The 19,086-nt window shown below is 71.6% G+C and carries 19 protein-coding genes; all 19 read right to left on the reverse strand.

Annotation, left to right across the window (positions count from 1 at the left end; genetic code table 11):
* Positions 1-885, reverse strand: a complete 885-nt coding sequence (locus tag BM041_RS08325; RefSeq protein WP_092958291.1) for a PhzF family phenazine biosynthesis protein — start codon at positions 883-885, stop codon at positions 1-3.
* On the reverse strand, positions 882-1,706 hold the full coding sequence (gene thiD, locus BM041_RS08330) for a bifunctional hydroxymethylpyrimidine kinase/phosphomethylpyrimidine kinase (protein WP_092958293.1): 825 nt from the start codon (positions 1,704-1,706) through the stop codon (positions 882-884). Before thiD ends, BM041_RS08325 begins: the two co-directional genes overlap by 4 nt.
* Positions 1,703-3,094: a phosphoglucosamine mutase gene (glmM, locus tag BM041_RS08335; protein WP_092958295.1), complete on the reverse strand. Its 1,392-nt coding sequence runs from the start codon at positions 3,092-3,094 to the stop codon at positions 1,703-1,705. The genes thiD and glmM overlap by 4 nt, the downstream gene beginning before the upstream one ends.
* Before the next feature lie 42 nt (positions 3,095-3,136).
* A complete protein-coding gene (locus BM041_RS08340) occupies positions 3,137-3,910 on the reverse strand; it encodes an ATP-binding cassette domain-containing protein (protein ID WP_092958297.1) in 774 nt (257 codons plus the stop codon).
* Positions 3,907-5,148 carry a sugar ABC transporter permease gene (locus BM041_RS08345; protein ID WP_092958299.1) on the reverse strand — a complete coding sequence of 414 codons (1,242 nt, stop codon included), beginning with the start codon at positions 5,146-5,148 and terminating at the stop codon, positions 3,907-3,909. Before BM041_RS08345 ends, BM041_RS08340 begins: the two co-directional genes overlap by 4 nt.
* Positions 5,149-5,240: 92 nt before the next feature.
* Positions 5,241-6,290 carry a D-xylose ABC transporter substrate-binding protein gene (gene xylF, locus BM041_RS08350; RefSeq protein ID WP_217648660.1) on the reverse strand — a complete coding sequence of 350 codons (1,050 nt, stop codon included), beginning with the start codon at positions 6,288-6,290 and terminating at the stop codon, positions 5,241-5,243.
* 98 nt (positions 6,291-6,388) lie between these two features.
* Complete coding sequence (gene folP / locus BM041_RS08355; RefSeq protein ID WP_092958301.1) at positions 6,389-7,453, reverse strand: dihydropteroate synthase; 1,065 nt, start codon at positions 7,451-7,453, stop codon at positions 6,389-6,391.
* Between the two features lie 126 nt (positions 7,454-7,579).
* Positions 7,580-9,505: an ATP-dependent zinc metalloprotease FtsH gene (ftsH, locus tag BM041_RS08360; protein ID WP_092958303.1), complete on the reverse strand. Its 1,926-nt coding sequence runs from the start codon at positions 9,503-9,505 to the stop codon at positions 7,580-7,582.
* A 116-nt stretch (positions 9,506-9,621) separates the two neighbouring features.
* Positions 9,622-10,845, reverse strand: coding sequence for a tRNA lysidine(34) synthetase TilS (tilS, locus tag BM041_RS08365; protein WP_092958305.1), 1,224 nt, complete (start codon positions 10,843-10,845; stop codon positions 9,622-9,624).
* A gap of 33 nt (positions 10,846-10,878) precedes the next feature.
* Positions 10,879-11,805, reverse strand: coding sequence for a tol-pal system YbgF family protein (locus tag BM041_RS08370; RefSeq protein WP_092958307.1), 927 nt, complete (start codon positions 11,803-11,805; stop codon positions 10,879-10,881).
* Positions 11,806-11,882: 77 nt separating this feature from the next.
* Positions 11,883-12,359 carry a peptidoglycan-associated lipoprotein Pal gene (pal, locus tag BM041_RS08375; protein WP_092958309.1) on the reverse strand — a complete coding sequence of 159 codons (477 nt, stop codon included), beginning with the start codon at positions 12,357-12,359 and terminating at the stop codon, positions 11,883-11,885.
* Between the two features lie 209 nt (positions 12,360-12,568).
* Positions 12,569-13,933, reverse strand: a complete 1,365-nt coding sequence (gene tolB, locus BM041_RS08380; protein WP_092958311.1) for a Tol-Pal system beta propeller repeat protein TolB — start codon at positions 13,931-13,933, stop codon at positions 12,569-12,571.
* A complete protein-coding gene (locus BM041_RS08385; RefSeq protein WP_092958313.1) occupies positions 13,930-15,090 on the reverse strand; it encodes a hypothetical protein in 1,161 nt (386 codons plus the stop codon). Before BM041_RS08385 ends, tolB begins: the two co-directional genes overlap by 4 nt.
* 16 nt (positions 15,091-15,106) lie before the next feature.
* Positions 15,107-15,586: a protein TolR gene (tolR, locus tag BM041_RS08390; RefSeq protein WP_342713786.1), complete on the reverse strand. Its 480-nt coding sequence runs from the start codon at positions 15,584-15,586 to the stop codon at positions 15,107-15,109.
* Positions 15,587-15,655: 69 nt separating this feature from the next.
* Positions 15,656-16,405: a protein TolQ gene (gene tolQ / locus BM041_RS08395; RefSeq protein ID WP_092958315.1), complete on the reverse strand. Its 750-nt coding sequence runs from the start codon at positions 16,403-16,405 to the stop codon at positions 15,656-15,658.
* 54 nt (positions 16,406-16,459) lie between these two features.
* Complete coding sequence (locus BM041_RS08400; RefSeq protein ID WP_092958317.1) at positions 16,460-16,885, reverse strand: YbgC/FadM family acyl-CoA thioesterase; 426 nt, start codon at positions 16,883-16,885, stop codon at positions 16,460-16,462.
* Complete coding sequence (gene ruvB, locus BM041_RS08405) at positions 16,885-17,937, reverse strand: Holliday junction branch migration DNA helicase RuvB (protein WP_092958319.1); 1,053 nt, start codon at positions 17,935-17,937, stop codon at positions 16,885-16,887. Before ruvB ends, BM041_RS08400 begins: the two co-directional genes overlap by 1 nt.
* A complete protein-coding gene (gene ruvA, locus BM041_RS08410) occupies positions 17,934-18,557 on the reverse strand; it encodes a Holliday junction branch migration protein RuvA (protein ID WP_092958321.1) in 624 nt (207 codons plus the stop codon). The genes ruvB and ruvA overlap by 4 nt, the downstream gene beginning before the upstream one ends.
* Positions 18,554-19,078: a crossover junction endodeoxyribonuclease RuvC gene (gene ruvC / locus BM041_RS08415; protein ID WP_092958323.1), complete on the reverse strand. Its 525-nt coding sequence runs from the start codon at positions 19,076-19,078 to the stop codon at positions 18,554-18,556. Before ruvC ends, ruvA begins: the two co-directional genes overlap by 4 nt.
* Between the last annotated feature and the right edge of the window lie 8 nt (positions 19,079-19,086).

The raw sequence follows: 19,086 nt of genomic DNA on the forward strand, positions 1-19,086 counted from the left end.
TCACAGTGTCACGCTACCCCTGAACATCGGCACGCAGCCGCCACCAACCGTGGCCCGGATCCCGTCCGGGGTCCGTCGCGCCGTGGTGCGCAGCAGGCTCGGCCGCCCCATCTCCACCCCCTGGGTGATCTCCCAGGCGCCTTGCTGCGCGCCCGACAGGTGCAGGAGAAAACCTGCCAGCGGCGTCGCCGCGCTGCCCGTCGCCGCATCCTCCCAGGTCCCGGCAAGGGGCGAGAACATGCGGGCCCGCAGCCCGCTCCCCTCCGGCCGGTAGAGATACAGCGACAGCTTGCCGCCCAGCGCCGGCGTCTCCGCCACCGCACGGCGGAACGCCGCGATATCCGGCGATGCGGCGGCCATCGCGGCTTCCGTCACCTCCACCAGCAGCCGCGGATTGCCGCCATCGCCGGCGATGGTGGGCGGGTGGCGCGTGGTGACGACACCGGCGGGATCGATCCCCGCGCAGGCCGCTGCGATCCCGACGCTCATCGCCGGCCCGACCTTCAGCGCCTGCGGCGCCGCGATGGTCGCGCCGGTCACGGCGCCGGCCGCGTCGCGGTCGAGCCGCACCTCAACGAGCCCCGCGATCTCCTCGAACCGCAACAGCCCGTCCACGGCGCGATGCGCCAGCACATAGCCGGTGCCGACATTGGGGTGCCCCGCGAAGGGCATCTCCGCCGTGCGATGGAAGATGCGCACGCGCGCGGTATTCGCGGCATCCGCCGGCGGCAGCACGAAGGTGGTCTCGGAGAGGTTCATCTCCGCCGCCAGCGCCTGCATCTCCGCATCCGACATGCCCCGCGCATCGGGGAAGACGGCGAGCTGGTTGCCGCCGAAGCGCCGGTCGGTGAAGACATCGACCGTCACGAACTCGAATTGTCTCAAGCCAGCTGCTCCAGCCGCGCCGGGTCCATCGTCACACCATGGCCGAGCGGCCCATGCCCCTGGCCGAAGCCCGGCGCCGCCAGCATCGCCGCCCGCACATAGGCCCGCGCCCGCACCACCGCCGCCCGCAGCCCCATCCCCTGCGCCAGGCCACAGGCCAGCGCGGAGGCCAAAGTGCAGCCCGTACCGTGGGTGTGGCGGCTGTCGATGCGGGGGCTTTCGAAGCTTTCGATGCCGTCCGCCGTCGCCAGAAGGTCGGTCAGCACCGGGCCTTCCAGGTGGCCACCCTTCAGCAGCACCGCCCGCACGCCGCGGCCCAGCAGCGCATCCGCCGCGCGCCGCATGTCATCGACCGTCGCAATGGACAGGCCCGTCAGCGCCTCGGCCTCCGGCAGGTTCGGCGTGATGACGGCCGCCATGGGCAGCAGCCGCGCCGTCAGCGTGGCCACCGCCTCCGCCGCCAGCAGCGGATGCCCGCCCTTCGCCACCATCACGGGATCCGCCACCAGCGGAATGCCCGGGCCGAATTCCGCCAGCGCGTCGCAGACCGCCTCGATCGTCGCGCTATCCGCCAGCATCCCGGTCTTGATGGCGTCGGCCCCGATATCCTCCAGCACCATCCGGATCTGGAGGCGGATGAAATCGGCGCTGACGCCGACCACGCCCTGCACACCCAACGTGTTCTGCGCCGTCAGCGCCGTCACCGCCGTGGCGGCAAAACCGCCCAGCGCCGTGATCGCCTTGATATCCGCCTGGATGCCCGCGCCGCCGCCGGAATCCGACCCTGCGCAGACCAGGACCCGCCCCTTCGCGCCGCTCATTCCGCGGCCCCCACCTTCCTGATCGCCCCCGCCGCTGCCCTGGCCCGGATCAGCGCGGCCAACTCGTCCACGGTGCCGCGCATCTCGCCCTCATCCTCCGCCTCCGCCATGACGCGGATCAGCGGCTCCGTCCCCGATGCCCGCACCAGCACCCGCCCGCGCTTGCCGAGCCGCGCACCGGCGGCCGCGATCCCGGCCGTCACCTCCGCATCGCCCAGCGGGGATGCGCCGGTGAAGCGGATGTTCACCAGGCGCTGCGGCAGCGGCTCGAACCGCCGGCAGACCTCGCTGGCAGGGCGCTTCTCCTCCACCAGCAGCGCCAGCACCTGCAAGGCCGCCACCAGCCCATCCCCCGTGGTGCCGAAATCGGACAGGATCACATGCCCGGACTGCTCGCCGCCGAGATTGCAGCCGGCCTCCCGCATGCGTTCGCCCACATAGCGGTCGCCGACCTGGGTGCGATGCAGGGCGAGGCCCAGCCCCTCCAGGTGTCGTTCCAGGCCGAGATTGGACATGACGGTCGCGACGACACCGCCGCCGACCAGCCGCCCCTGCCGGTGCCAGGACCCCGCGATGGTGGCCAGGATCTGGTCCCCGTCGATCACCCTTCCCTGTTCATCGACCAGCACCAGCCGGTCCGCATCCCCATCCAGCGCGATGCCGAGGTCCGCGCGGCGTTCCCGCACCAGCTCCGCCAGCTTGGCCGGGGCCGTCGCCCCGCAATCCCGGTTGATGTTGAAGCCGTCGGGCGCGACGCCGGTGGAGACCACCTCCGCCCCCAATTCCCACAGGACCGTCGGCGCCACCTTGTAGGCCGCGCCATGCGCGCAATCGATCGCGATCCGCAGCCCGTCCAGGCTGCGCCCCTTCGGGAAGCTCGCCTTCGCGGTCTCGATGTAGCGTCCCGGCGCATCCTCCAGCCGGTTCGCCCGGCCGAGCTTCGTCGGTGCCGCCAGCGATTCGAGAAAATTCGGCGCGTCCATCAGCGCCTCGATCTCCGCCTCCTGCACATCCGACAGCTTGAGGCCATCCGGCCCGAACAGCTTGATGCCGTTATCCTCGAACAGGTTATGGCTGGCGGAGATCATGACGCCGAGGTCACAGCGGAGGCTCCGCGTCAGCATGGCGATGGCCGGCGTCGGGATCGGCCCGACCAGCATCACATCCATCCCCGCGCCGACGAAGCCCGCGGTCAGCGCGGGTTCCAGCATGTAGCCGGACAGGCGCGTATCCTTGCCGATCACCACGCGGTGCCGGTGGCTGCCGCGGTTGAAGAACCGCCCCGTCGCCTGGCCTAGCCGCAGCGCGGTGCCCGCATCCATCGGCGGCTGGTTGGCCTTGCCGCGGATGCCATCGGTGCCGAATAGCTTGCGAGGGGGCGTGCTCATGCGGCGCTTCTAGCGCCCCGCCCGGCGCTTTGAAATGCGGACCTACTCCGCCATCGCCCCCGGCCCCCGCACCGCCGCTTCCGGGCATTTGCCGAGGATGATCATCCCCAGCACCTCATCCTTCGTCACGTCGCGGGTGCGCGCCGTGCCGACCAGCCGCCCGTTCTTCATGACGCTGACCCGGTCCGCCAGGTCGAAGACATCATGGATGTCGTGGCTGATCAGGAAGATGCCGATCCCCTGCGCCTTCAGCTGCTTCACCAACTCCCCCACCTGCGCCGTCTCCGCCGGCCCCAGCGCCGCGGTGGGTTCATCCATGATGAGGATGCGGGCGTTGAAATGGATGGCCCGCGCGATGGCGACGGATTGCCGCTGCCCGCCGGACAATGCGCGCACCGGTTCCTTGAAGCGCCGGAAATGCGGGTTGAGCCGCGCCATCACCTGGCGCGTGGCGGATTCCATCGCCGCATCATCCAGCATTCCCCAGCGCGTCACCAATTCGCGCCCGAGGAATATGTTGGCCGCCGCATCCACGTTATCCGCCAGGGCGAGCGTCTGGTAGATCGTCTCGATCCCGTAGCGCTTGGCGTCGCGCGGCGTGGCGATCTCGGCGCGCTGCCCCTCCACCAGGATCTCCCCGGCATCGGCGCGATAGGCGCCCGACAGCACCTTGATGAGCGTGGACTTGCCCGCGCCATTGTGGCCCAGCAGCGCCACCACCTCCCCCGGCATCAGGTCGACGGAGACATCGTCCACCGCCTTGATGCCGCCGAAGGCGATGGAGATGCCACGCATCTCGACGAGGGGAGCGGTCATCGGATGCGCTTCCTCCAGGCCCCGTCGAGCCAGACGGCGAAGACCAGCACCAGCCCCACCACGATGTTCTGCAGCGGCGTATCGACGCCGAGCAGCACCATCCCGGACTGGAGCGACTGCATGACCAGCGCCCCCAGCATCGCCCCCGCCACGGTCCCCATCCCGCCGGCCAAGGACGTGCCGCCGATGACTGCAGCCGCGATGACATAGAGTTCGTCCAGCGTCCCCGCCGCATTGGTCGCGGCATTCAGCCGCGCCGTGGCGATGCAGGCGGAAAGCCCCGCCAGCGCGCCCATCAGCCCGAACACCATCATCAGGCTGCGGCGCGTGTTCACGCCCGACAGCTCCGCCGCTTCCGGGTTGCCGCCGATGGCGAAGACGTAGCGGCCGAAGCGCGTCCGCGTCGCCAGTACCGTCATGGCCACGCCGACCAGCAGCGCGACGATCACCGGGATCGCCAGCCCATGCGGGATGAACAGCCCGCCGGGCGGCCAGGGGATGCCCTGCGCCTCCGCCATCCGTCGCGCCACGCCGACCGGGATCGGATAGAGGTTGGCCACCGCCACCGCGCCGATCACCACCAGGCAGCCGAGGCCCATCAGCACCCCTTCCGCCCAGGCCGGCCGCACCGGAAACCCGAAGGCGAGGCGCCGGCGCCGCAGCATCACCATGACAGCGACGATCGCCGCGCAGGCCAGTGCCGCCAGCACCCAGGAGGCCGTGGCGCCGATCGCACCCTCGATACCCCCGCCCAGCATCCGGAAACGCCCATCCATCGGCGCCACCGTCTGCCCCTGCGTCACCCACCAGGCCGCGCCCCGCCAGACCAGCAGCCCGCCCAGCGTGACGATGAAGGAGGGGATGCCGAGATAGGCGATCAGGCTGCCCTGCATCAGCCCGATCGCGCCGCCCAGCGCGATGCCGACGGCCACGGCGATGAAGGCCGTCGCCGGATGTTCCAGCCCCAGCATCTCCGGCAGCCAGCGCGCCTGCACCACGCCGACCACCATGCCGACGAAGCCCAGCACCGCGCCAACGCTGAGGTCGATGTTCCGCGTGACGATGACCAGCACCATCCCGCAGGCCATGACGGCCACGGAAGCCGTCTGCACCGAGAGGTTCCAGAGGTTCCGCGGCGTCAGGAAGGCACCGCCCGACAGCAGGTCGAACCCCACCCAGATCACCGCCAGCGCACCGAGCATCCCGACCAGCCGGGGATCGACCTCGAGATGCCTCATTCAGCCGTGACCTCGCATCCCGCGGATAGCCCTCTCCCCCCCCAAAGGGAAGGAGGATGGGGAGAGGGTGGAGTGAGGGGGTCTCGCCGCCCTCAATTGCACGCCTGGACCCGGCCCGCCGGAATGCCCTGGCACACCGCCGCCCGCGGCGCCCAGCCGGCCTCGATCACCAGGCCGAGGTTGTCCCGCGTCACCGGCACGGGCGCCAGGAAGCGCGCCGTCATCCGCGCGCGCTGCGGGCCCTCATTCCACGTCGTGGCGCCCGGCACCTCCGCCAGCCGCGCCCCGCCCGCCAGCCGCAGCGCGATCTCGGCGGCGTTCCTGCCGAGTTCCCGCGCATCCTTCCAGATCGTGACGGTCTGCGTGCCCGCCGCGATCCGGTTCAGCGCCGCGCGATCCGCATCCTGCCCGGAAACCGGCACGCTGCCCGCCAGGCCCTGCGCCGCCAGCGCCGCGATGGCGCCGCCCGCCGTGCCGTCATTCGCCGCCACCACCGCATCGATACGGTTGTTGTTGCGGGTCAGCATCTGCTCCATGTTCCGCTGCGCATTGGCGGGCAGCCAGCCATCCGTATAGGCCTCGCCCACGTTGCGGATGCGGCCGGCATCGATATGCGGCTTCAGGATCTCCATCGATCCGCGGAACAGGAAATCGGCGTTGGGGTCGGAGGAACTGCCCTTGATGAAGGCGTAGTTGCCCTCCGGCTTCGCGGCCAGGACGCTCCGCGCCATCATGCGGCCGACCTCGACATTGTCGAAGGTCAGGTAGAACACCTCCGGCATCTCGATCAGGCGGTCATAGCCCACCACGGGCACGCCTTCATTGATCGCCTTCTGCACGCCGGGCCTGACGGCGGCCGCATCCTGCGCCAGCACGATCAGCGCCTTGGCGCCACGCGCCAGCAGGCTTTCGATGTCGGTCAGTTGCTTGCCCGGGTTGGACTGCGCATCGGCCGAGAGGTAGCTGCCCCCCGCCGCGCGGATCGCCGCCTGGATCGCGGCTTCATCCGTCTTCCAGCGTTCCTCCTGGAAGTTGGACCAGGAGACGCCGATCACCGGCCCCCTGCCCTGCGCCACTGCGCCCAGCGCCGGCAACGCCAGCGCACTGCCCAGCAGCCCACGCCGGGTGAATCGAGTCATCATCGTCGCCTCCCCTCCATCCGATCGTATGCACGACCTTGCTGAAAGGTAGGCTCCCGCGCCGCCCAGCCTCGCGTCAAGCAGGAGTTGCGGCGCGCTGCCTAGGCGTCCTCATCCTCCACGCCGCCAGCCGAAACGGCGTTCCAGACCGCGAGGGCCTGCACGGTTTCCGCGACATCGTGCACGCGGATGATCGCCGCCCCATGCGACGCGGCATGCAGCGCCGCCGCGACCGACCCCGCCACGCGGTCCACCGGCGCCTCCACGCCCGACAACTCCCCGATGAAGCGCTTCCGGCTGGCACCGAAGACGATCGGGCAGCCGATTCCCGCCAGCAGCGGCAGGCGTTCCATCAGCGCCAAATTGTGCGGCAGCCGCTTGCCGAAGCCGATGCCGGGATCGATCGCCAGCCGCCCGCGGGGGATGCCCATGCGCTCCACCGCCGCCACGCGATCCGCCAGGAACTGCGCCACCTCCAGCGCCACATCCCCGTAGCGCGGGTCCTGCTGCATGGTGCGCGGGTCGTCGCCCAGCATATGCATCAGGATCACGCTGGCCTCGCTGCGGGACAGCACCCGCGCTGCGGCGGGGTCGTGGCGCAGCGCCGTCACGTCATTGACGATCTCTGCCCCCGCCTCCAGCGCCGCCAGCATCGTCGCGGCGTTGCGGGTGTCGACGCTGATGGTGGCGGCCTTCGCCAATTCGCGGATCACCGGCAGGATGCGCCGGCATTCCTCCTCCGGCGCCACGGGCTGGGCGCCGGGCCTCGTGCTCTCGCCCCCGATATCCAGCAGGTCCGCCCCGGCTTCCAGCAGCATGTGCCCGGCATCGACGGCATTCGCGTGGTCCGCGAAATGCCCGCCATCGGAGAAGCTGTCCGGCGTGATGTTGAGGATGCCCATCACCAGCGGCCGCCCGCCCTCATGCGGCAGTTCGAGCCCCGCAAAGGCTGATGGCGCCCGGGTCAGGGCCAGCACGCGATCCTGCCAGCCATCCGGCACATCGGCCAGCGCCAGGGCCCCTTCCGGCGCCCCTTCCCCCAGCAGCCGCACCATGGTGAAGGCACCCGGCCCGCCCGCGAGCGGCAGCGCCAGGTCGGCGGCCACCGCGATGGCGGCGGCGCGGCCATGCAGCAGGCCCAATGGCTCCACCCAGTATTCTGTCACGACTCGCCGTCCCGGTATCCGCCCTGCGCGCAACGATGCCGCGCCCCCTGGCAATCGGGAACCCGGAATCGAAAAGGCCCGCACCTTGCGGCGCGGGCCTTTCCCGTCAGAAATCCTGGCCCGGCTTCAGGTCCCGGGCGCCGGGGCGAAGCCGCCACCCGTGCTCGGGCGCGGGTTGGGACGGCCGCTGGACGGCACGCTGCCACGGCCCTGGTTCACCGGCTCATCCGGTCGCGACCGCACGATCGGCTCGCCCTTGATGATCAGCTTGATCTCGTCGCCGGAAATCGTCTCGTGCTCCAGCAGACCCTTCGCCAGCAGGTGCAGCTCGTCGATGTTCTCGCTCAGCACCTTCGTCGCACGGGCATAGGCGGAGTCGATGATCGACCGGATCTCGGCATCGATCTTCCGCGCCGTCTCCTCGGACAGGTTCTTCGACTGCGTGACCGAATGGCCCAGGAACACTTCCTGGTCGTTCGACCCGTAGGCGATCATGCCGAGGTTGTCGGACATGCCCCATTCCGTGACCATCCGCCGCGCCTGGTCCGTCGCCATCTTGATGTCGCCGGATGCGCCGTTGGAGACCTTGTCGGCCCCGAAGATCAGTTCCTCCGCCACGCGCCCGCCCATCGCCATGGCGAGTTCCGCCTTCAGCTTGGACTTGTGCTTGGAATAGCGGTCACCGGCCGGCAGGGACATCACCAGGCCAAGGGCCCGGCCACGCGGGATGATGGTCGCCTTGTGCACCGGGTCGCATTCCGGCTCGTACATCGCCACCAGCGCGTGGCCGGCCTCGTGATAGGCCGTCATGCGCTTCTCATCCTCGGACATGACGAGGCTGCGGCGCTCCGCGCCCATCATCACCTTGTCCTTGGCCGCCTCGAACTCCGCCATCCCAACGGTCCGGCGCCCGGTGCGCGCCGCGAGCAGCGCCGCCTCGTTCACCAGATTGGCCAGGTCGGCGCCGGAGAAGCCCGGCGTGCCGCGCGCGATGGTCTTCGGATCGACGTCGGAGGCCAGCGGCACCTTCCGCATGTGGACCCGCAGGATCTTCTCCCGCCCGTTCACGTCGGGGTTCGGCACCACCACCTGGCGGTCGAAGCGGCCCGGGCGCAGCAGCGCGGGGTCCAGCACGTCCGGCCGGTTGGTGGCCGCGATGATGATGACGCCTTCGTTCGACTCGAAGCCGTCCATCTCCACCAGCATCTGGTTCAGCGTCTGCTCGCGCTCGTCATTCCCGCCGCCGAGGCCCGCGCCGCGGTGGCGACCCACCGCGTCGATCTCGTCGATGAAGATGATGCAGGGCGCGTTCTTCTTGCCCTGCTCGAACATGTCGCGCACGCGGCTGGCGCCGACGCCCACGAACATCTCGACGAAGTCGGAGCCGGAGATGGTGAAGAAGGGCACGTTGGCTTCGCCGGCGATGGACCGCGCCAGCAGCGTCTTGCCGGTGCCGGGGGGGCCGACCAGCAGCACGCCCTTCGGGATCTTGCCGCCGAGGCGCTGGAACTTCTGCGGGTCCCGCAGGAATTCGACGATCTCCTCCAGCTCGCTCTTCGCTTCCTCGATGCCCGCCACGTCGTCGAAGGTGACGCGGCCCTGCTTCTCGGTCAGCAGCTTGGCCTTGGACTTGCCGAAGCCCATGGCCCGGCCGCCGCCGCCCTGCATCTGGCGCATGAAGAACACCCAGACGCCGATCAGCAGCAGCATCGGGAACCAGGAGAGGAGGTAGTGGAACAGCGGGTTGACGTCGCTTTCCTCGGGCCGCGCGACGACTCGCACGCCCTTCTCGGTCAGCCGCGTGACCAGCTGCGGGTCTTCCGGCGTGTAGGTCTGGAAGCTGCGCCCGTCATTCAGCTGGCCGGTCACCGTCCGGCCCGTGATGGTCACGTCCCGGACATGCCCGGCGCTGACCTCGTTCAGGAAGTCGGAATAGGCAACCTGCTGCGCCGCGCGGCTGCTGCCGCCCGAGGGCTGGAACAGGTTGAACAGCGCCACCAGCAGCAGCGCCACGATCACCCACAGCGCCAGATTCCGGCCGAAATTGTTCACGTTGGCATCCCTTTGGGGCTTCCCAGGCTGGCCGTCTCGCACCGATGCGAGGGGCGGGCCGCTCCACTGCACAGATAGGAACGCTGCCGCCCTCTTCCATCCCAGGACCGCAATGCTCAGGCACATGCCCCGCCCGCCGGCGCGAAGCGCAGGCGGCATGAGGGTTGGGCTCCATACGGAGGATAGGACAGCCCGGGCGCCACGACCAGCACAGTGTCGCGACGGATTGCCGGCATCGTCCGCGCCACGGAGGCCGGCAGCCAGGCGGGAAGCGGCAGCCCCGCCGCGCCCAGCGGGCCGATCATGCAGCCCGCCGGCGGCACCCCTTCCAGCAGGAAGCGGCCATCCCAGCGCGCCCCCGGCACCGCCGGCACCGGCGGGGCCATCGCCGCCTCCTCCCGCAGCAGCAGCCCGCCGCGCATCAGCCGCGCCCCGCCGAGCGTGCCCGCCCCGCGCGCCAGCAGGCCCGCCGCCGCCGCCACGGGGGGGGCGAACGCCGCCCCCGACACCACCCGCACCAGCGCCGCCAGCGCGGCGGCCGCCACGCCATCCCGCCCCAGAAGGCCCAGGTCCAGCCGCACGAATCCCTCGGGGTGGAGACGCACCGCCCGGGCGATCCGCGCCGCCACCGCGGCCTCGGCCGCCACCCGGCGCTGCCCGAAGGCCGCCGCGGCCGCTGCCAGCGCCTCGATCGCCGGCCCCTCCCCCCCCGGATCGGCCAGCGCCGCGCGCAGCCGCACCCGGGTGAAGCCGGGGTTTTCATTGGAGGGATCCCGGATCGGCGCGAGGCCCGCCGCCGCCGCCACCGCCTCCAGCCGGGCCGGTGCCTGGCCCAGCAGCGGCCGGATCACCAGCGCCGCCCCGGCACTCCGCGCCGCCGCCATCCCGGCCAGGCCCGCGGGCCCGCTACCCGCGAATCCCCGCAGCAGCACCGTCTCCGCCTGGTCGCCGCGGTGCTGGCCGAGCGCGAGCCACGGCGCGCCCAGGGATGCCGCGACCCGGAGCAGCGCCGCCATTCGCCCCTCTCGCGCCCGTTCCTGCGCGCCCGGACCGGCGGCCAGCCCCAGCGCCACCACCCGCGCCTCGATCCCTCGCGCCGTCATCCAGCCCGCGACGCGCGCCGCCTCCGCCGCACTGTCCGCCCGCAGCCCGTGATCCACGATGCCCGCCACGACGCGCCCGCCCCGCGCGCCCGCCCAGCGCGCCAGCAGCAGCGCCAGCGCCAGGCTATGCGGGCCGCCCGAAACGCCCGCGACGATCACCGGCGCCACGCCGAATGGACCAAGGGGCGCCATCAGCTCGTCGAAATCCGACGCCCCGATGGCCCCCGGGCCATCCATCACCTTTTCGAGAGCTTTGTTAACGCGCCGCCGTCAGCGGCACTGCGCCCGCCGCCGCGCATCCGCCACGCGTTCCGCCAGGGGGCCCGACAGGTTCGGAAAGCGGCTGCGCAGGTCGCCCAGTTGGCCGCAGGCGTCGCGATTGTTGTTGAGACCGATCAGCGCATTCGCCACGCCCAGCATCGCTTCCGGCGCGCGGGAGCCCTGCTGGTTCCGGCGGAAGGCGTCGTCATAGGCGATGGCGGCCGCGGCGAAGTCCCGCTTGCCGCTCAGCGCATCGCCCAGAAGGATCTGCGCATCCGCCGCCCGGGCCGAGTCGCGCGCCGCGATCACCTCTCGCGCCGCGGCTTCCGCGCCGGCGAAGTCCCGCCTTGCGAGCGCCGCCTGGCCTTCCTGCAGCGCGCGCTGCGGCGGCCGGGCGAGCGCGGCCGGCTGCGCCTGTGGCGCCGCGCCGGCCTGGGCCGGCGGGGTTGCCGCCGCGGCCGCCGCCGCCGCCGGACGGGCGGGCGCCGCCGCCGCGGGGGCCGCGCCACCGGGCCTGGCGGCTTCCATCTGCTGGAAGCGGAAATCCACGTCGCCGGTCAGTTTTTCCACCCGCTCGCGCAATTCGCGCTCACGGAATTCGGCCTGCTCCGCGCGGCCGCGCACGCTGCGCAGCTCCTCCTCCAACCGGGAGACGCGGTCGAGCAGTTGGCCGACAAGCTCGCCCTGCGGCGCCTGCTGTTGCTGGGCGGGGCGCGGGGCCGCGCCACCGAAGCCCAGCACGGAACTGCCGCCGGACGGCGCCGGCTGGGCGCCGGCCCCGCCACGCCGCAGCGCCTCCATCTCCTGTCGCAGCTGCAGGATCTGGTTCTGCAGCGCGATTCCCTCCCGCGTCTCGACCTGTGCGCGCGCGGGCGGCGCCAGGACCATCGGTGCGGCCAGCAGGGCCGCAAGCAGCAGGGGGCGAGAGAGGCGCATGGCGCTTTCCTTTGTCACTGGCCGGAAGCTGCGGGGATGGGGGCGGACCATCCGCCCCCATCCCCGCCGCGTCCCGGTCAGCGAACGACCGTGACCGCGCGGCGGTTCTGCGACCAGGCGGTCTCGTCGGAGCCGAGCGAGGCCGGACGATCCTTGCCGTAGCTGATCGTGGAGATGCGGGCGGAGGCGACGCCACCGGCCACCAGCACGTCACGCGCCGCATTGGCGCGGCGCTGGCCGAGCGCCAGGTTGTATTCGCGCGTGCCGCGCTCGTCGGCATGGCCTTCCACGGCGACCTGCACCTGCGGATAGCGGCCGAGCCAGGCGGCCTGGCGGTCGAGGATCGCACGCTGGTCGGCGCGGACGCTGCTGCGGTCGGTGTCGAAGAACACGCGGTCGCCGACATTGGCGACCAGATCTTCCTGGCTGCCCGGGCGCGGGCCGCTCGCCGTCGTCGCAGCACCACCACCAGCCGCGCCGGCGGTGTCGGAGCCGGAGCCGCAGGCGCCGAGCAGGGTGAGCGCGGCGAGGGCGCCGATGACCTTGATGTTCATGACTCTGAAGATCCTTCCAGGGTTGGGGCTGTCTTGCGCCGCGGGCGTTAACGGCACGCGCCCGCAAGGTCAAGAATCCGTGCGGCGGCATCATGGCACCGTGCACAATGTCTTCTGCGCGGAACCAAGTTAACACCGCAACAGCGCGCCGCACCTTTCCCGGGTATCGAATTGCATCCGGCCCACACCGCGGCTTGCGAAGGCGCGCCTCAGCTCAGCAGCGGGCTCCAGGCCGGGTCGGACGCATCGGTCGGTGTGACCATCCGCCTTTCGTTGAAGCCCGCGATGTCGATCTGCGACAGGGTGGAGGAATAGCCGCCGCCCCGCGAATCGCGCGCCGGTGTCTCCCGGTAGAAGGCCAGCACGCGGCCATTCGGCGCGAAGGTCGGCCCCTCCATCGCCCAGCCCTCGCTGAGGATGCGCTCCCCCGATCCATCCGGGCGCATCACGCCGATGCCGAACTGCCCGCCGGAGATGCGCGTGAAGGCGATGAGATCGCCGCGCGGCGACCAGACCGGCGTCGCGTAGCGCCCATTGCCGAAGGAGATGCGGCGCGCGCCCCCGCCATCGGCGGACATGACATAAAGCTGCTGGTCGCCGCCGCGATCCGAATTGAACACGATCTGCGTGCCATCCGGCGAATAGCAGGGCGAGACATCCAGCGACCCGCCGCTTGTCAGCTGCCGCTCCCGCCGGCTGCCGATATCGACGCTGTAGATGTTGGCATCGCCGCCCCGGCTGGCGGAGAGCACGACGCTCCGCCCATCCGGGTGGAAGCGCGGGCTGAAGGTCATGCCGCCGAAGCTGCCGAGCACCTGCTGCTGCCCGGTATCCAGGTTGAACAGATAGACGCGCGGCTCATTGCGGAAATAGGACATGAACGCGACCTGGCGCGCATTCGGATGGAAGCGCGGCGTCAGCGCCTGGAAGCTGCCATCGGTCAGGAAGCGATGATTCTCCCCGTCCTGGTCCATCATCGCCATGCGGCGCGTGCGTCGGTCCCGCGGCCCCGATTCGGCGATGTAGACGATCTGCGTGTCGAAATAGCCCTTCTCGCCCAGCAGGCGCTCATAGATCACGTCACTGATGAGATGCGCGATCCGGCGCCACTGCGCGGTCGGCGCCGTGAAGGCCGTGCCCTGCAGTTGCTGTTCCGGCAGCACGTCCCACAGGCGGAATTCCACCCGCAGCCGGTCGCCGCTGGCTTCCACCCGCCCCGTTGTCAGCGCCTGCGCGCCGATCACGCGCCAGTCCTGGAAGCGTGGGCGGTCCGCCGCGGCTTCCGGCGTCTGGATGAAGGCCTGGCGTTCCACCGGGCGGAACAGCCCGGAATTGCGGAGGTTGGCCTGGATCACCTGCGCGATCTGCCGGCCCATGCGCTGCGCATCAAGCCCCGCGCCCGCCATGTCCGGCACCGCGATCGGCACGGGGTCCGTCCGCGCCCGCGTGACGTCGATGACGGTGGTGGGCTGCCCCTGCGCGGCCGCGCCATCCGGCAGCAGGCTCGCAATGACGGAACCACCGACCCCGGCGAAGACATGGCGGCGCGAGAGCCCGAAGCCCGGCAACGTCATCGGATGAAACCCCTCGGCGAGAAGTTGAACTGGAACTCATTCACCGCCTGCAACCGGGCACGCGGCACCGGCAGCGGGCTGCAGGCCGGGTCGAGCAGCGCCCGGCGGGCCTGCTCATACAACGTCCTGGCGCGCGGATCACGGGGCACACCCTCCGGCCCCGGCCTCACTTCCCGGATAACGCCGCCCTGGTCGACGATGGCGCGCAGGCTCACGGTCAAATCACTGAGCCCGAGCATCCCCTGGTCCACCCGCCAGCATTCGGCGACCCGTTCGCCAACCGCCCGGCGATCGCCGGCCGAAAGCGGGTCCTGCCCCTGCGGCGCGCCACCGGATGGCGCGGGGCGCCCGGCGGCCGGGTTCGGGCGCGCGGTCGGCGGCTGCTGCGCCGCCTGCTGCTGGCGCAGCCGTTCCAGCGTGTTCTGCACGCTGGTCGAACGCTCCTCCGGCCTGGCCACGGGCGGCGTCTGCCCGGTGCCGGTCGGCGTCGATTGTGGCTGCGGCGGTGCCGGCGGCGGGGGTGGCGGCGGCAGCGGCAGCGCATTCTCCGGCGGCCGCGTGGGCGCGGGCGGCGTCGGCGTTGTCGGCTGCGCCGGTGTCGGCTGCGGCGGGCGCGGCGTCGGCGGCGGCGGCGGGGGTGGCGGCGTGGGCGTCACCGCGCTCGGCGCCGGGGGGGGCGGCGGCGTCACCGGGCGCGGCTCCGGCGGCCGGGCTTCGGGCGGCTGCGGCGCGGGGGGCGTCGGCGGAGGCGGGGTCACGGGCCGCGGCGGCACGGGCACCGGCGGCGTCGCCGGCACCGGGGGCGTCGGCGTGGCGGGCGCGGGCGGCGCCGGCGGCGGGGGTGGCGGCGGCGGCGCGGGCTGCGCCGGTTCCGGCCGTGGCGGCGTCGGCGCCGGCGGCACGGGCGCCACATCGGGCGGCGCCGGCACGGGATCGGGGTTGGAGGTCGGCGCGGGCTGGTCCCCCCGCGCCTGGGTGGGCGGCACGGGGGAGGTGAATTCCACCACCACCGCCGTCTCGATCGGCGGCGGCAGCGGCTTCACGAAGCCATAGATGAACCCGGCCACCGCCAGCATGGCGTGCAGCCCGAAGGACACGGCGATCCAGCGCCGCAGGGCGCGGTCCTCGGGTTCCGGGTTCAGCAGCAGGCCGGACAAGCGCGCCGATCCTCCCTCAGCGCGCCGCCGGGCGGTTCTGCGCCCCGGCCGGGGCGGGCGCGGGCGCACGGCCGGCCGGCGCGGCGCCCGGGCGGGCGGGCACGCCTGCCGGCTGTTCCGCCAGCAGCGCCACGCGGCTGAAGCCCGCCGCGTTCACCGTCCCCATCACCTCCATCACGCGCCCGTAGCTGATCGCCCGGTCGCCACGCACGAAGATGCGCCGCTCCGGCTGCCCCTGCTGCGTGGGCTGGGAGGCGAGGATGGCGCGGAGCTGCGCGACCAGCGCCTCCATCTGCACCTCCGTCTCCTGCAGGAAGATCCTGCCTTCCGCATTGACGGAGATGGTCAGCGGTTCCTGTTCCTGGTTCAGCGGCGTCGCATTGGTCCGCGGCAGGTCCACCGGCACGCCGACGGTCATCATCGGCGCCGCCACCATGAAGATGATCAGCAGCACCAGCATGACGTCCACGAAGGGCGTCACGTTGATCTCGCTCATCGGCCGGTAGGCCGCGCGCCGTCCGCGCCCGCCCCCCGTCCTGCCGCCCATCATCCCGCCGGCCATGGCTCAGTCCCCCGCCTGGCGGGCGCCGCGGGAAGGCTCCGCCGCCGCTTCCGACTGGCGGGACAGGATGGCCGCGAATTCGGCGGAGAAGGCCTCCAGCCGCCCGGCGAAGCGCGCCAGGTCGGTCGCCAGCTTGTTGTAGGCAATCGTCGCAGGAATGGCCGCAATGAGCCCGATGGCGGTGGCGAACAGCGCCTCCGCGATGCCGGGCGCCACCACGGACAGGCTGGTGTTCTGCATCCCCGCGATGGCGGAGAAGCTGTTCATGATGCCCCAGACCGTGCCGAACAGGCCGATGAAGGGGGCCGCGGAGCCGACGGTGGCCAGGAACACCATCCAGCGTTCCATCCGTTCCATCTCCCGCTGGATCGCCACCACCATGGCGCGCTCCACCCGTTCCTTCAGCCCCGTGACGGCAAGCTCGGAGGATAGGTTGCGGGCGGCGGAGCGCTTCCATTCGCGCATGGCCGCGCCGAAGACGGCGGCGATGGGGTGGCCGGGTTCCTCGCCCTCCTTCGCGAGCAGGTCTTCCAGGCTGCCGCCCGACCAGAACCGGTCCTCGAAGCCGTCCGCCGCGCGGTTCACCCGCCGCAGCGTCGTCAGCTTCTCGAACACGATGGCCCAGACCCAGACGGAGGCGAGCAGGAGCGAGATCATCACCCCCTTCACCACCCAGTCCGCCATGAGGAACAGCGACCAGAGCGACAGGTCGTGCGCCACGGGGGCCAGGGCCTGCGCGGTGACGTTGCCCAAAGCCGTAACTCCTCTTCTCAGCCGCCGGGCCGTGCCCGGTTGGATGTCGCGCCCTCAGTCAGTCCCGGTGGTCCCGGCCAGCGCGTCCCGCCAGGGCGGCGGGATGCGCACCGGGCGCAACCCGCCCGCGCGGACGCACACCAGCCCGACCGCCAGCGTCGCCAGCAGCGCCACCTTCCCCTCCTCCTCCCGCAACACGGTCTGCGTCAGGTCGAGGGTGGCGGCGCCCATGGCACGCAGGCGGGTCTCGACGATCAGGGCGTCATCGAGCCGGGCGGGGGCCGAATACTCCACTTCGATGCGCCGCACCACAAGCATCGCATCGTAACGCTCCATCATAAGCGCATGGGGCAAGTGCATGGCGCGCAAGGATTCGGTCCGCGCCCGCTCCGCCCACTTCAGGTAGTTGGCGTGATAGGCGACGCCACCGGCATCGGTATCCTCGAAATACACGCGAAGGGGGTAACGATGCGCTGTCATCAGGCCTCAGGGTCCGGGGCCGGCATGTCACGCAGAAGGTCGAGTTGCGCCGAAATCGAGGCAGGCGGCGCCAGGCCGAGGTGCCGCCACCCCGGCTCCCCCAGCATCCGCCCGCGCGGCGTCCGCAGCACCAGGCCCTCCTGGATCAGGAAGGGTTCCACCACTTCCTCCAGCGTGTCCCGGCTTTCGGCCAGGGCGGCGGCCAGCGTCTCCACCCCGACCGGGCCGCCATTGTGGTGTTCGGCGATCCGCCGGAGGTAGCGCCGGTCCTGCGCATCAAGACCGAGGTGATCGACCTCCAGCCTGGCCAGCGCGCCGTCCACCATCGCCCGGTCCGCGACCTTCCCCGTCACCAGCGCGAAATCCCGGATGCGCCGCAGCAGCCGGCCCGCGACGCGGGGCGTGCCGCGGGACCGCCTGGCGATCTCCAGCGCCCCGTCCTCCGCCAGGGCGAAGGCCAGCTTCTCCGCCCCCCGCCGCACGATCAGCAGCAATTCATCGACCGTGTAGAATTGCAGCCGCAGCGGGATGCCGAAGCGGTCGCGCAGCGGCTGGGTCAGCAGCCCCGCCCGCGTCGTGGCCCCCACCAGGGTGAAGGGTGGCAGGTCGATCCTGACCGTCCGCGCCGCGGGCCCCTCCCCGATGATCAGATCGAGGCAGAAATCCTCCATCGCGGGATACAGCGTCTCCTCGATCGCGGGCTGCAGCCGGTGGATCTCATCGACGAACAGCACGTCCCGCGGCTGGAGGTTGGTCAGGATCGCCGCGAGATCCCCCGATTTCTGCAGGATCGGCCCCGACGTCGCCCGGAACCCCACGCCGAGTTCCCGCGACACGATCTGCGCCAGCGTCGTCTTGCCGAGGCCCGGCGGCCCGAACAGCAGCACATGGTCCATCGCCTCGGCCCGCTGCTTCGCGGCCCCGATGAAGACCTCCAGATTCTCCCGCAGCGTCTTCTGGCCGATGAATTCCCTCAGATTCTGCGGCCGCAGGGATCCCTCCCCGCCATCCTCCTCCTGCCGCGCGCCCCCGGTCAGCCTGTCCTCATTCATCGCGGCGCCATGTCCTTCAGGGCCTCGGTGATCAGGGTGTTGAGCGAGGCGCCCTCACCCAGCCGCTTCGCCGCCCGCGCCACCGCCGCGGCGGCTTCCGGGCGCTTCCAGCCGAGGTTGGTCAGCGCCGAGGCCGCATCCGCCTCCACCCCCGCCACCACCGGCACGGCGATGGCGACCGCGCCGACCCCGTCCTCATCCGGCATGGCGCGGCCGACGGCCCATTTCTGCATCGCCGGCTCATCCACGATTCGCGTGGCGGTGGCGGCCCCCAGCCCCTTCACATCCGACAGGCGCTTGCGTTCCTTGGCCGCGATCGCCTGCGCCAACTGGTTGGGCGTGAGGCCCGAGAGCACCACCAGCGCCTTCTGCGGCCCCACCGTCTTCACCTCGATCAGCGCCAGGAAGGCTTCCCGTTCCTGCGCGTCGAGGAAGCCGAACAGCGTGATGGCGTCCTGGCTGACGCGCGTCTCCACCAGCAGCTTCTGGATGCCCTCCCGCGCCGTCAGCCGGTCCAGCGTCTTGCGGGAGCAGTGGACGAGGTAGCCGACGCCGCCCACGTCCAGCACGCAGCCGCCGTCCTGAACGCTCTCCACGAAGCCCTTCAGCGACCCGATCATGCCCCCGCCCTCGCGACCGCCCTGGCAAAGGCGTTCCGCGTGCTGCGGTGATGGGCGTGGCAGATGGCGATCGCCAGCGCATCCGCCGCATCCGCCCGCTTGAAGGTCACGCCCGGCAGCAGCTGCCGCACCATGGCCTGCACCTGCACCTTGTCCGCATGGCCGTTCCCGACCACGGCCCGCTTCACTTCCATGGCGCCGTATTCCCGCGTCGGCAGCCCCGCCAGCGCCGGCGCAAGCAGCACCACGCCCCGCGCCTGGCCGAGCTTCAGGGCGCTTTCGGGATTGCGGGCGACATAGGTGTTCTCCACCGCCGCTTCATCCGGCTGCATCTCCGCGATCACCTTCGCAAGCCCGTGGTGCAGCGCCAGCAGCCGGTCCGGCAGATCCTCCCCCGCCTTGGTGGAGATCACGCCTTCCGCGCAGAAGCGCAGCCGGAAGCCGTCATGCTCCACCAGCCCCCAGCCGGTATGCTGGAGGCCCGGGTCAAGGCCGAGGATGCGAATCGGGGCGTTGGCCATCCCCGTCC

Source organism: Falsiroseomonas stagni DSM 19981 (assembly GCF_900114315.1).
Classification (GTDB): Bacteria; Pseudomonadota; Alphaproteobacteria; order Acetobacterales; family Acetobacteraceae; genus Falsiroseomonas; species Falsiroseomonas stagni.